Here is a 13045-nt window from a genome sequence, read left to right on the forward strand (position 1 = left end):
CCCCGCGGTGGTAGATAATTTTTCGGGGCCCGCCCTGTCTTCGGCCCCAGGCGCGCGCCCACACCCAGCCATTGTGATGGCCGACGAGGTTGCGGACTCGGCGGCCGACCAGCTGCAGCAGGAAATGGGCGCCGAGATCCGGCGCGTGGCCGGCGCGGACCGCGCGGGCGTCCTGCGGGCGCTGATGGAGGCCGACCCGGTCGCACTGCTGGTCCGCTCCGCCACGGCCGTGGACGCCGAGCTGCTTCGCGCCGCACCGCAGCTGCGGGTCGTCGGCCGCGCCGGCGTCGGGGTAGACAACATCAACATCCCCGCCTGCACCGCTCGCGGTGTCGCCGTGGTCAACACCCCGCTGGCCAACAGCCATTCCGCCGCCGAGCACACCATCGGCCTGTTGCTGGCGGTGGCGCGCAACCTCGCGGTGGCGGATAGCTCCCTGCGCGCGGGACAATGGCGGCGCAGCGAGTTGACCGGGGTGGAAATTTACTCCAAGACGGTGGGCATCATCGGCTTCGGCACCATTGGCCGGCTGGTCGCGCGGCGGCTGCAGGCCTTCGACGCCCGGGTCATCGCCAACGATCCGTACATCGATCCGGATAGTGCCGCCCGGGCCGGCGTGGAGTTGGTGAGCAAGGAGGAACTCATGCGTTCCGCGGACGTGGTCGCCCTCCACGTGCCCAAGACGCCGGAGACCACCGGCATGGTGGACGCCCGGCTCATCGCGCTGGCCAAGCCGGGCCAGATCCTCATCAACGCCGCCCGCGGTGGGCTCATCGATGATGCCGCGCTCGCCAACTCCATCCGTTCGTCCGACGGCCCGCACCGCGGGGCGGGGATTGACGTGTGGGACAACGAGCCCGACGTCCACTCGCCGCTGCTCGAGTTGCCGCAGGTGGTGGCCACCCCGCACCTTGGTGCCGCCACCTTTGAGGCGCAGGAGCGGGTGGGCCGCGAAGTGGCGGGCTATATCGCCGCCGTACTGCGCGGTGAGCGCGTTCCCACCGCCGTCAACGCCGCGGATCTGTACCGCTAAACCGCGCCGGTTTCGCATAAATCCAGGTTGCGGGCGCGCCCGTTTTGCTACCGTGTGTGAAACACTTCGTCCACTCTGCGAGAGAAGGTGTTTCACATTATGAAACTGGCGGTGATTGGTGGGGACGGCATTGGCCCCGAGGTGACCGAGCAGGCCATCAAGGTGCTTCGCGCGGTGCGTGACGATGTCGACCTCACCCACTTCGACCTGGGCGCCGAGCGCTACCTGCGCACGGGCGACATCCTGTCCGACGCGGAACGGGAGAAGCTGGCCCAGCACGATGCGATCCTGCTCGGCGCCGTGGGCGCGCCCGGCAAGGTCCCGCCCGGGGTTCTAGAGCGCGGTCTGCTACTGGAGCTGCGTTTCCAGTTCGACCACCACGTCAACCTGCGCCCGGCGGTCCTGCACCGCGGGGCGGACTCGCCGTTGAAGGCGCCGGGGGCGGTCGATTTCGTCGTCGTGCGCGAAGGCACCGAGGGGCTTTACTGCGGCAATGGCGGGAGCCTGCGGCGCGGAACCGGGCACGAGGTGGCAAGCGAGGTCTCCCAGAACACCCGGTTCGGCGTGGAGCGCGTCGTCCGCGACGCCTTCACCCGCGCCCAGGCGCGGCGCGGTGAGCTCACCTGGGTGCACAAGACGAATGTGTTGACCCACGCGGGCTCGCTGTGGGAGCGCACCGTCGCGGAAGTGGGGGAGGAGTTCCCCGACGTCACCGTGGACTACTTACACATCGACGCGGCGACCATGAGGTTGGTCGAGGAACCGGCGCGTTTCGATGTCATCGTCACCGACAATCTTTTCGGCGACATCCTCACCGATCTCGCGGCGTCTGTCACCGGCGGGATCGGGCTGGCTGCCTCGGCGAATATCGATACCTCGCGCACCTATCCCTCCATGTTTGAACCGGTGCACGGCTCCGCGCCGGACATCGCGGGCACAGGCAGTGCCGACCCCCGCGCCGCCATCCTGTCGGTGGCGCTGCTGCTCGATCATGTCGGGGACGCGGCATCGGCACGCGCCGTCCGCGCTGCCGTGGCGCAGGACGTCGAGGGCCAACGTGGGGCGCCTGCCGCGGATACGACCGTGGCAATCGGCGACCGCATCGCCGAGCGCGCAGCGGCCGGTGTCCGGGACTCTACGGAGAAATAATCGGCACACCCACACACACTTGTTCCGACAGGCGGGTAGAGACCACCAGTAGCTACCGGTCCGGGCGGTAGCATGACAAGAATGAATCCGCAGAAATCTCGTATGTTCCGCCCAGTTGCTACCACCCTGGTGGGAGTCGTTGCCGCCGGGGCGCTGGTTGCCTGCAACGCCACCGATGATGGCGGTAATGGTAACGGCAGCGGCGGCAGTGGGGTTTCTGCGGCGGCCAAGAAGTCCTTCGACCGCGGCGTGGCGAAGCAGGACATCGACAAGCCGGAGCTGGTCTCCCAGGCCGACCCGGCCGGCACTGCCGCCGCCGAGCGGTTCTACTCGGAGGCGGATTCGGTGGTCGTGGCCGGGCCGGACCCGGTGGCGCACCAGACTGCTGCGCTGCAGGCGGTGAAGGATGGCGTGCCGCTGTTTATCGCCGGCGAGTCCGGCGAAGGAACGGACGACAAGGACATCGCCGAGCAGATCGACCGCCTCGGTGCCAAGAAGGTCAAGGTCTTTGGTGAGGTCAAGGACGAGGCGTTGGGCAAGGCAAAGCGCGACGACCAGAAGATCCCGGACGACGCCGCGGTCGACAAGAAGAACCCGTTCAAGGACTTGGACGCAGTGGCCGAGGGGGAGACGCCGAACGATAACGCCACGCACGTGTTGGCCACGCCCAAGGCCGGGCTGGCCGCCATCGCCACCGCCCGAGCGGCGGGCGCCGACACCGAGGTGCTGACCGTGGGTGATCCGCGCGCCACGAGCCACTCCATGAAGGCTGTCGCCGAGGGCAACACCCTCGCCATGGGGCCGGAGTTCGGCTCGGATGACGACTTCGCGGAACGGTTGGAGCTGGCACAAAATGGCGAGCTGCCCGGTGGCGGCGGGCTGGTCTTCCCCGGCCGGCGCATGGTGGCGCTTTACGGCCACCCGTCCGGGCCGGACCTGGGCGCGCTGGGCGAGCAGTCGCCGGAAGAATCCGTCGACCGCCTCAAGGGGCTCATCGCGGATTACGAGAAGGACACCGACTGGCCGGTGATGCCGGCGTTCGAGATCATCGCCACGATCGCCTCCGGTGACCCGGGCCCCGACGGCGATTTCTCCAACGAGACGGATCCGAAGGAGCTCGAGCCGTATATCGACGCGGTGACCGAGGCCGGCGGCTACGCCTACATCGACCTGCAGCCGGGGCGCGCCCGGCTTATCGATCAAGCCAAGCGCTATGAGGATCTGCTGCGCCGCCCGAACGTCGGCCTGGCCCTCGATCCGGAGTGGAAGATTGGGCCCGATGAGCAGCCGCTGGAAAACGTCGGCCACGTCGACGCCGAGGAGATCAACGAGGTCAGCGACTGGCTGTCGGGTCTGGTGCGGGAAGAAAAGGTGCCGCAGAAGGGCCTTATTATTCACCAGTTCCAGCTGCAGATGATCCGCAACCGCGAAAACGTCAACACCGACCACCCGGAGCTTGCCTTCGTACTCCACGCCGACGGTCACGGCGACCCGGACACGAAGTTCGGCACGTGGGACGTGGTGCGCAAAGGCCTGTCGCCGGATTACTTCATGGCGTGGAAGAACTTCTTCGACGAAGACGAGCCGATGTTCACCCCGGAGCAGACCTACGGCATCGACCCGCGCCCGTGGTTCGTTTCCTACCAGTAGGGCACCGGATGCCGGTCGTCAGCTATTCAGGCGCCTCTCAGTATGATGGGCGTCATGCGTTTAGCTCGTATTGCTCACACTGAAGGTATTTGTTTCGCCATCATCGAAAAAAGCGATGATGGCTCTTTGATTGCTAAGGAAATTTCCGGCACCCCGTTTACCCCGCCGGAGCCCACTGGCCGCGAGTGGCCGGTGGACGACGTGCGTCTGCTGTCGCCGTCGCTGCCCACCAAGGTGGTCGCCCTCGGGCGTAACTACGCGGACCACGTCGAGGAGGTCTTCAAGCAGAGTTCGGACTCGCTGCCGCCGACGTTCTTCCTCAAGCCGTCGTCTGCGGTCGTCGGTCCGGGCGCGGCCATTAAGATCCCCGACTTCGCCAAGAAGGTGGAGTTCGAAGGTGAGCTGGCCGTCATCATTAAGAAGGTCTCGAAGAACATCCGCGCGGAGAACTGGCGGGATCACGTACTGGGCTACACCATCTGCAACGACGTCTCCTCCCGCGAGCTGCAGCACTCGGACGGGCAGTGGACCCGCGGCAAGGGCATCGACACGTTCTGCCCGCTCGGGCCGTGGATCGAGACCGACCTGGACACCGTGAACCTGGACGATCAGAAGATCAACGCCTACCTCACCCACGATGGGGAGCGGGAGCAAAAGCAGGACTCCAACACGAACCTGATGATCATCAAGATGGGCGAGATCCTGGAGAAGATTTCGGCCTCGATGACGCTATTGCCTGGCGATGTCATCACCACCGGTTCGCCGGCCGGCACCGCCGAGATGGTTCCGGGGGATACGATCGAGATCGAGATTCCGGGCATCGGCACGCTCAGCAACCCGGTAGCGGAAGCCTAACTCGCTGCTTCAGCTCCCGGGAAACCCGGAAAACCGGAACTCGGGAAATCCGGGTGGCTAAAGCCCGAGCGAGGTGAGGATCGTCCGCAGCTTCGCGGTCGTTTCCTTCAGCTCGCCGTCGGGGTCAGAATCGGCGACGATGCCGCCGCCCGCCCACGTGCGGGCGTGCCGCCAGTCGGCCGCGACTTCTGCGCAGCGGATTGCCACCATGTATTCACCGTCGCCGGAGCTGTCGCACCAGCCCACCGCGCCGGCGTAGAACCCGCGGTCCGATTCCGCGGTCTGGATGAGCGCCTCGGCCGCCGCCGCGGGGGTGCCGCAGATGGCGGGGGTGGGGTGGACGTCCATCGCCAGTTCCAGGGCGGTGATGGAGGAATCCCGCAACGTGCCCGTGATAGGGGTGCCCAGGTGCCACATCTCAGTTGTCGAGGTCAGCTGCGGTGTGTCCGGGATGTCCAACTCCGCGCACAGGGGTGCGAGCACTCGGCGTAGGTGTTCTACGACGAAGCGGTGCTCGGACTGATCCTTTGCGGAACCGCGCAGGCTGTCGGCTGCGGCGTGGTCGGCGGTCGGATCGCTCGAGCGCGGCGCGGAGCCGGCGAGCGGGAACGCGGACACGGTGCGGCCCTCGCGTTTGATGAGCACCTCCGGCGAGGAACCGACGAGGCTTGCGCCGTCGCGGCCGGCGGGGGAGAGGTCCGCCAAAAAGCCGTCGCGGTTGGCGGACTTATCGATGAGCCGTGCAGCAATCACTCGCGGATCTACTGCCTCGGTGAACTCCACGTCGACGGCGCGGGCCAGCACGACCTTTTCCAAGGTGGACGAGCGGATAGTGCTAATGGCGGCCTCCACCCGGCGCAGGTGCTCCGCCGGGTCCGGGTCCATGCCGGTGATGGCCGCGCGCACGCCGCGGCCGCGGAAGTGGGCGGGCGGCTCCAGCGGCCCGGGCTCGCGCTGCACCTCGACCGGCTGGGTGAGCGCCGCCTTGTCGTCGCTGTTGAACGGGAGGGCGCCGACGACCATGTCGGCTTCCCCGCACTTGAGCGCTGCGGCCGCGGCGTGGGCATCGGTAAACGTCCGTGCCGCGCCGAAAGCGCGCACTGATCCCGTGGACCGGGACAGCAGGAAGTCGGGCGCCGTGTGCGGCCTGTCAGCAAACATGTGTCCCAAGTTTACTAACGCCGCGCTGCGGCGCCGCACTGCGGCCGCCTGTCCGAGCCCGTGGCGAAAGCACGGGCGCGACTGAAAAGCGGGCCGGGGCGCTTGTCTACCATGGTGAGCATGTCTGAAGTACGCGTACGTTTTTGTCCCTCACCCACCGGAACGCCCCACGTGGGCATGGTTCGCACCGCCCTGTTCAACTGGGCCTATGCCCGCCATACCGGCGGCACCTTCGTCTTCCGCATCGAAGATACCGACGCCGCCCGCGACTCCGAGGAGTCCTACCAGGCCATCATCGACTCCCTCGAGTGGCTCGGCATGAAGTGGGACGAAGGCATCAACGTCGGCGGTCCGCACGAGCCGTATCGTCAGTCCCAGCGTTCGGACATCTACACCGAGGTGCTGAACAAGCTTATCGATGCCGACTTGGTCTACCCCGCGTACTCCACCGCGGAGGAGGTCGAGGAGCGGCACAAAGCGGCTGGCCGCGACCCGAAGCTCGGCTACGACAACTTCGACCGCGACCTCACCGACGAGCAGAAGAAGGCCTTCGAGGCCGAAGGCCGCAAGCCGGTGTGGCGCCTGAAGATGCCGGACAAGGACTGGACCTGGACCGACCTGGTGCGCGGGGAGATGACCTTCAAGTCGGAAACCCAGCCGGATTACGTCGTGGCGCGCTCCAACGGCCAGCCGCTGTACACGTTGGTCAACCCGGTCGATGACGCCCTGATGGGCATCACTCACGTGCTGCGTGGCGAGGATCTGCTCTCTTCCACGCCGCGCCAGCTCGCCCTGTACGAGGCGCTGCAGCAGATCGGCGTGACCGACTACACGCCGCAGTTTGCCCACCTGCCGTTCGTCATGGGGCAGGGCAACAAGAAGCTGTCGAAGCGCGATCCGGAATCCAACCTGTTCAACCACCGCGACAACGGCATCATCCCTGAAGGCATGATCAACTACCTCGCGCTGTTGGGCTGGTCGCTCTCCGCCGACCGCGACATTTTCAGCGCGGAGGAGCTGGTAGAAAACTTCGACGTCGCCGACGTGCTCGGCAACCCGGCCCGCTTTGACCAGAAGAAGCTGGAAGCCATCAACGCCGACCACATCCGCCAGCTCGATCCGGCGGACTTCCGCGACCGGCTGCGGGCGTACCTCACCGAGCACACCGACTTCCCGGCTGACTACGACGCCGAGAAGTTCGCGGTGGCCGCCGACCTGGTGCAAACGCGCATTAAGACCCTGTCGGAGGCCTATGACCTCCTCAAGTTCCTCGTCATCCCAGACGACGAGTTGACCATCGACGAGAAGTCGGGCCGGAAGAACCTCAAGGAAGAGGCCATCCAGTCGCTTGAGGTGGGCATCGAGACACTGGAGGGCGTCGACGAGTGGAAGACCGACGCCATCGAGGCCGCGCTATCCAAGGCGCTCATTGAAGACCTCGGGCTCAAGCCGCGCAAGGCCTACGGCGCCCTGCGCGTCGGTACCACCGGCGCGGCCGTCTCGCCGCCGCTGTTCGAGTCCATGGAGCTGCTTGGCCGTGAGTCCACCCTGAAGCGTCTGCGCGCTGCGCGCGAGCAGACGCCGTGGCAGTCCGCGGAGTAGCCCGGCCGAGGCCGCTCAGAACGCTGTTTTGGGCGGCGTCCGGCTACGCCCGCGCGGGCGAATCACAGCGGCGTAAGAACGATCGCTTTAGACGCGTTTAAAACGGTCGAAAAATGCGGTGTGCGCTGGCGATTTGTTTCATGTACGTCGCATCATTATAGTTATTAATCGTTGCACAGAGCGGCACGGACAAAGAACAGAAAAGTTCTTCTTCCGGAAAGTTCAAAGCAACAAGTGGCCTATGGTGTAATTGGCAACACAGCGGTTTCTGGTACCGCCATTCTAGGTTCGAGTCCTGGTAGGCCAGCAGCGAAACATAGAAATATGTGACGCTAGTTCTATGCCCCGTTCGTCTAGCGGCCTAGGACGCCGGCCTCTCACGCCGGTAACACGGGTTCAAATCCCGTACGGGGTACCACATACAACCCGCACCGTATTACACGGTGCGGGTTTTCGCATATTGGCCGCTGGGAGAGAAAAGGTTAGCGCACGCGCTTTCCTCCCAACCACACGCCGTCGATGTTGCGCGTGCGCGAGATATCGGTCAGCGGGTTGCCGTTGATGAGCACGAGATCGGCCCGCGCGCCTTCAGCGATAACCCCGCGGTCTTCGAGCCCGAACCAGCGGGCGGGCGCCGACGTGGCCGCGATGAGGGTTTCGGCGGGGGTGAGGCCGGCATCGACTAGCAACTCCAGTTCGTCGTGGAGTGACCTGCCGTGTTTGATGATCGGCACGGGGCCGACGCAGACCGAATCGGTGCCGGCGAACATCGGCACGCCGGCCATGCGGAGGTGGCGGGCGGTCTTGCGCGCCGTGTCGAAGGAATCGCTCTTCTTGATCCGCGCGGTGGTCTTCGCCGTCACGACCGTCGGGATAGTCACCACGCCGCGCTCAGCGAGCTCACGCGCCCGTGAGACGGACACAGGAAAGTCAGCCGGGGAATGAGTCAGGCAGTCGACTCCGCACCGCGCAGCAAGCTCAAACGCGCCGCTGGAGGCCGCGTGCGCCACCGTCTTGACCCCGCGCTCGCGTGCGTGCGTGACGATGGCCCGCACCACCTCCTCCGACGGCCCGCCATCACCGGGCGCCTCGCACACGATCTTGATGTAATCGGAGCCCTCCTTAAGGCGGCGCTCGATCCCGGCTGGGACCTGTGCTGGGTCGGTCACCACAGCGTAGTCCGGCGAGACGAACTTCGAGTGCACACCATTCGGGCCGATGAAGGGCACGCCGGCAGACAGCAGACCGACGCGCTCGGTTTCTTTCAGCTCCCGCATGAGAGCCGCGGGCCACATGGCCATGTCGAGACAGAACGTCACGCCATTGTGGGCGAGGCGCTCGAGGTCCTTATGCGTGCGTACGTGGACGTGTGAGTCGATAAGCCCTGGGATGAGCACGCGGTCGTTCTGTGCCGGGCGCGTTGGGCTGACGGGGCGTGCGTGGCCGGTGGATTGCGGCCCGGAGGCGTGCAGCTTGTCGGCAGCTATGGCTGTGGCGGGCGTGATGCGCCGAATGTGGCCGCCGGCGAGGTGGACGTCTACGGGGTCTGAGAGCGTCTTAGAGGTGCCGTCAAAGACGCGGACGTGGGAAATGATTGACGTATCGGTGTCGTGTGTTGTGGACATGCGCGCCAGTGTAGGGCGTGGGATTGCCACCCGTGACCCCGGAATCGGAACGCAAAAGAACGTGTCGTGGCCAGGCGATTTGGTGTCGGGGCGGGGGAGCGTTTACTCTTTTCAAGTCCGCAACGGACAGACGAGCCCCGTTCGTCTAGCGGCCTAGGACGCCGGCCTCTCACGCCGGTAACACGGGTTCAAATCCCGTACGGGGTACAAAGAAAACCGCCGCCCGGAAATTCCGACGAGGAACTTCCAGGCGGCGGTTTCGCTATGCCGCGACACGCTGGCGTGCCGCGGTAGCCTGCGCCAAAAGCCGAGAGCGGCAAGCGCGAGCGCTAAGCGCTAAGCGCGGGCGGCTACGCGGTCTCGGCCTTGTTCTTCTTCCGGCGCTCGATGATGGCCTGGATGATGATCGGCAGCACGGAGATGAAGATGATGAGCAGCATGATGCCCTCGATGGAATCCGCGATGCCCGGGATGTTGCCCAAAAAGTAGCCGACCATCGTCATCGACAGCACCCAGGTGACCGCACCGATGACGTTCCACACCACGAAGTGCCGGTAGCGCATGCCGGCAGTACCTGCCGCCAGCGGCACGTAGGTGCGCACGATGGGAACGAAGCGGCCCAACACCAGCGCGAGCGGGCCGCGTTTTTCGAAGAAGTCCTCCGCCGCATGCAGGTGCTTGGTCTTCAAAACGCGCGCGTCGTCTTTGAATAGCCGCCGGCCGAACTTGTGACCGAGGAAGAATCCCACCTGGTCGCCCAAGAACGCGGCGGTGATGGCGACGAGGATCAAAGTGGGCATCGACAAGTTCAGCTGATCCCGCAAGACCGCTGCCGTCACCAGCAGGGAATCGCCGGGCAAAAACGGGAACAGGACGCCGGATTCGATAAAGACGATGAGGGCGACGCCCGCCAGGACCCAGGGGCCAAACGAGGACAGGACGGCCTCTGCATCGAGGATGTCGGTGATCGAGTTCATGGCAGCCAATTATTTCATCCCGCCGCGCCTTCACCCCGTACCGCTGCCGGGCAAGTCGCTGTGAGGTGGCTGGGTTCGCGTGCTTTACGCGTTTGCCGCGATGGCGTTGGCAGCATTGATGAGCGCGGTTGCCCACTTATCGATGGGCGCGCGCCGGAAGTGCTCCGCCGAACCAGACAGTGAGAGCACGGCGAGCAAAGATCCATTGGCGTTGAGCACCGGCGCCGAGATCGAGGCGACGCCGGCCTCACGCTCCTCGAAAGATTCCGCATAGCCGCGGGTGCGGGCGGTCTCGATGTCGGCGGCGGTAAACGTCGCTGCCGCCGTGTCGACGTCCGTGTGCGCGGCGATAACGCGCGCCGCAGACCCGTGGGTGAGCGGCAGCTGCCGGCCGACGGGCACGATGTTGTGCAGCCCACTGGAGGGCTCGCGCGTGGCGATGCACGTGCGCGTCGTTCCCGTCAGCTGGAACAGCTGGACGGATTCCCCGGTCAGCTCGAGGAGGTCTTCCATGATCGGCCCGGCCGCGTGCAGGAGGTTGTCGCGGTTTCCCGGCATGCCCGGGCCGGTGGTCCACTTGCCGTCCGGGGTGCGGGTGAGAATTTGATGCGCTTCGAGCGCGGTGGCCAGGCGGTGCGTGGTCGCCCGCGGAAGTCCCGTGGTCTCGCACAGATCGTTAAGCGAGGAGGGGTGGTTCGCGGCGGCCAGCATGATGGCGATGGCACGATCGAGAACCTTGATCCCCGACACTGCGTTATAATCTCCCATATCCTGAAATCTACTTCTCGCATTATGAGATTTCAACCGGCGTGACGTCGGTTGCCGTGACCGAGGGAGGGAGACGCCATGAACGAAAAGCTCACTCTAGCGGAGAAGGTGTGGCGCGACCACGTCGTGCGCGCCGGCGCTGCGGGCGAACCGGACCTTTTGTACATCGACTTCCAGCTCCTCCACGAGGTCACCAGCCCGCAGGCGTTCGATGGGCTGCGGCTCGCCGGCCGCACGCTGCGGCACCCCGAGCTGCACCTGGCCACGGAGGATCACAACGTGCCCACGCGGGGCATCGCCACGGGCGCGCTCAGCGAGATTGCCGATGAGACGTCGCGGACCCAGGTGTCCACGCTGCGGGACAACTGCGCCGAGTTTGGGGTGCGCCTGCACTCGATGGGTGACGCGCAGCAGGGCATCGTGCACACCGTGGGTCCGCAGCTGGGTATTACCCAGCCGGGCATGACGATAGTGTGCGGCGACTCGCATACCTCCACGCACGGGGCGTTCGGCTCGATCGCGATGGGGATCGGCACCTCCGAGGTCGAGCACGTCATGGCCACGCAGACGCTGTCGCTGCAGCCGTTCAAGACGATGGCCATCGAAATCGACGGCCAGCTGCCCACAGGCGTGGGCGCGAAGGACGTGATTTTGGCGATCATCGCCAAGATCGGCACCGGCGGCGGCCAGGGCCACATCATTGAGTACCGCGGCGAGGCCGTCCGCGCGATGTCCATGGAGCAGCGCATGACGCTGTGCAACATGTCCATCGAGGCCGGCGCCCGCGCGGGGATGGTCGCGCCCGACGAGACGACGTTCGACTACGTGCGCGGCCGGGAGTTCGCGCCCGCGGGGGCGGACTGGGATGCGGCCGTGGACTATTGGCGGACGCTGCCCACGGATCCCGGCGCCGAATTCGACACCGTCGTGCGCCTCGATGCCGCCGAGCTCAGCCCGTTCGTCACGTGGGGCACAAACCCGGGGCAGGGTGCGCCGCTTGCGGCGCGGGTCCCCAATCCGGAGGACTTCGGCGACGACAACGCCCGGGCGGCCGCGGAGAAGGCGTTGCGGTACATGGATCTGACCCCGGGCACTGCGCTTCGCGATGTCCCCATCGACACCGTTTTCCTTGGCTCCTGCACCAATGCCCGCATTGAGGATTTGCGGGACGCGGCCGCGGTGGTGCGTGGCCGGCGGATCCACGCGGGCACGCGGATGCTGGTCGTGCCGTCGTCGGCGCAGGTGAAGCTTCAAGCCGAGCAGGAGGGGCTGGACGCGGTGTTTCGCGAGTTCGGCGCGGAGTGGCGCACCGCCGGCTGCTCGATGTGTCTGGGGATGAACCCGGACCAGCTGCGGCCGGGGGAGCGGTCGGCGTCGACGTCGAACCGCAACTTTGAGGGCCGCCAGGGGCCCGGCGGGCGCACGCACCTGGTCTCGCCGCAGGTGGCGGCGGCGACGGCCGTGGTCGGCCGGCTTGCCGCGCCGGCGGATCTCGAGCCGTTGGAACTCGCGCTGGCCGACCACGCGCCGGCGGATCATGCGCCGACTGCCCGCGCGTCGGGCGAGATCGCGGAATAGAGAACGGAGGAGCGGACATGGAAAAGTTTGAGACCTACACGGGCACGGGCGTGCCGCTGCGCGCCTCCAACGTGGACACCGACCAGATCATCCCGGCCGTCTACCTCAAGTCGGTGTCCAAGACCGGCTTCGGCAAAGGGCTTTTCGCCAGCTGGCGGCGCGACGCGCACTTCGTGCTCAACCAGGACGCGTTTAAGAACGGATCCGTCCTGTTCGCCGGCGCTGACTTCGGCACCGGGTCCTCGCGCGAGCACGCGGTGTGGGCCTTACAGGACTACGGCTTCCGCGCGGTGTTTTCCTCCCGGTTCGCGGATATCTTCCGCGGCAACGCCGGGAAATCCGGACTGCTCGCCGGGCTGATGGAACAAGAGGACATCGAACTTATCTGGAAGCAGCTCGAAAGCGGCGACACCTCGGTCACTGTCGATCTGGCCGCGAAGACCGTGACGGTCGGGGCCAACACGTACCGTTTCGACGTCGACGATTACACCCGCTGGCGCCTGCGCGAGGGGCTCGACGACATCGGACTGACCCTCCGCCATGCCGACGACATCGCCCGCTTCGAGGCTAAGCGCCCGCGGGTTAAGCCCGCGGTGTGATCTGTGGGCAGCGGCGGCGGTGTGCGGTAACCGCGGGGAGCGGGGTCC

11 protein-coding genes and 3 tRNA genes are annotated in these 13045 nt (G+C 66.2%); 10 read left to right on the top strand and 4 right to left on the bottom strand.

What is annotated here, in order from left to right; all coding sequences use genetic code 11:
- Positions 1-7: 7 nt before the first annotated feature.
- The 4 genes from CMASS_RS04680 (at position 8) to CMASS_RS04695 (ending at position 4687) form a co-directional block, all read left to right on the top strand.
- Entirely contained in the window at positions 8-1033 is a 1026-nt protein-coding gene (locus CMASS_RS04680) for a hydroxyacid dehydrogenase (RefSeq protein WP_022862421.1), read from the top strand.
- A gap of 99 nt (positions 1034-1132) precedes the next feature.
- Complete coding sequence (locus CMASS_RS04685; RefSeq protein ID WP_022862420.1) at positions 1133-2182, top strand: 3-isopropylmalate dehydrogenase; 1050 nt, start codon at positions 1133-1135, stop codon at positions 2180-2182.
- Between the two features lie 81 nt (positions 2183-2263).
- A complete protein-coding gene (locus tag CMASS_RS04690; RefSeq protein ID WP_240482753.1) occupies positions 2264-3832 on the top strand; it encodes a cell wall-binding repeat-containing protein in 1569 nt (522 codons plus the stop codon).
- Positions 3833-3886: 54 nt separating this feature from the next.
- Positions 3887-4687: a fumarylacetoacetate hydrolase family protein gene (locus CMASS_RS04695; protein ID WP_027018533.1), complete on the top strand. Its 801-nt coding sequence runs from the start codon at positions 3887-3889 to the stop codon at positions 4685-4687.
- A 57-nt stretch (positions 4688-4744) separates the two neighbouring features.
- Here CMASS_RS04695 and CMASS_RS04700 read toward each other — a convergent pair whose 3' ends face one another.
- Entirely contained in the window at positions 4745-5848 is a 1104-nt protein-coding gene (locus tag CMASS_RS04700) for an isochorismate synthase (protein ID WP_027018532.1), read from the bottom strand.
- Between the two features lie 111 nt (positions 5849-5959).
- On the opposite strand from CMASS_RS04700, the gene gltX reads away from it, so the two are divergent.
- From gltX to CMASS_RS04715, 3 genes are all read left to right on the top strand, one after another.
- Complete coding sequence (gltX, locus tag CMASS_RS04705; RefSeq protein WP_084684355.1) at positions 5960-7450, top strand: glutamate--tRNA ligase; 1491 nt, start codon at positions 5960-5962, stop codon at positions 7448-7450.
- A 235-nt stretch (positions 7451-7685) separates the two neighbouring features.
- Positions 7686-7757: transfer RNA gene (locus CMASS_RS04710), tRNA-Gln, on the top strand.
- Between the two features lie 35 nt (positions 7758-7792).
- Positions 7793-7868: transfer RNA gene (locus CMASS_RS04715), tRNA-Glu, on the top strand.
- A gap of 64 nt (positions 7869-7932) precedes the next feature.
- Here the strand turns inward: CMASS_RS04715 and CMASS_RS04720 are convergent.
- On the bottom strand, positions 7933-9075 hold the full coding sequence (locus CMASS_RS04720; RefSeq protein ID WP_022862415.1) for an amidohydrolase family protein: 1143 nt from the start codon (positions 9073-9075) through the stop codon (positions 7933-7935).
- 134 nt (positions 9076-9209) lie between these two features.
- Between CMASS_RS04720 and CMASS_RS04725 the strand changes: the two genes are divergently transcribed.
- A tRNA-Glu gene (locus CMASS_RS04725) sits at positions 9210-9282 on the top strand.
- A gap of 143 nt (positions 9283-9425) precedes the next feature.
- Here CMASS_RS04725 and CMASS_RS04730 read toward each other — a convergent pair.
- Positions 9426-10052 carry a DedA family protein gene (locus tag CMASS_RS04730; protein ID WP_022862414.1) on the bottom strand — a complete coding sequence of 209 codons (627 nt, stop codon included), beginning with the start codon at positions 10050-10052 and terminating at the stop codon, positions 9426-9428.
- A gap of 84 nt (positions 10053-10136) precedes the next feature.
- Positions 10137-10820, bottom strand: coding sequence for an IclR family transcriptional regulator (locus tag CMASS_RS04735; protein WP_027018530.1), 684 nt, complete (start codon positions 10818-10820; stop codon positions 10137-10139).
- Between the two features lie 78 nt (positions 10821-10898).
- Between CMASS_RS04735 and leuC the strand changes: the two genes are divergently transcribed.
- Positions 10899-12398, top strand: a complete 1500-nt coding sequence (gene leuC / locus CMASS_RS04740; protein ID WP_022862412.1) for a 3-isopropylmalate dehydratase large subunit — start codon at positions 10899-10901, stop codon at positions 12396-12398.
- A gap of 17 nt (positions 12399-12415) precedes the next feature.
- A complete protein-coding gene (gene leuD / locus CMASS_RS04745) occupies positions 12416-12997 on the top strand; it encodes a 3-isopropylmalate dehydratase small subunit (protein ID WP_022862411.1) in 582 nt (193 codons plus the stop codon).
- Positions 12998-13045: the final 48 nt, after the last annotated feature.

The organism is Corynebacterium massiliense DSM 45435 (assembly GCF_028609805.1).
GTDB lineage: Bacteria > Actinomycetota > Actinomycetes > Mycobacteriales > Mycobacteriaceae > Corynebacterium > Corynebacterium massiliense.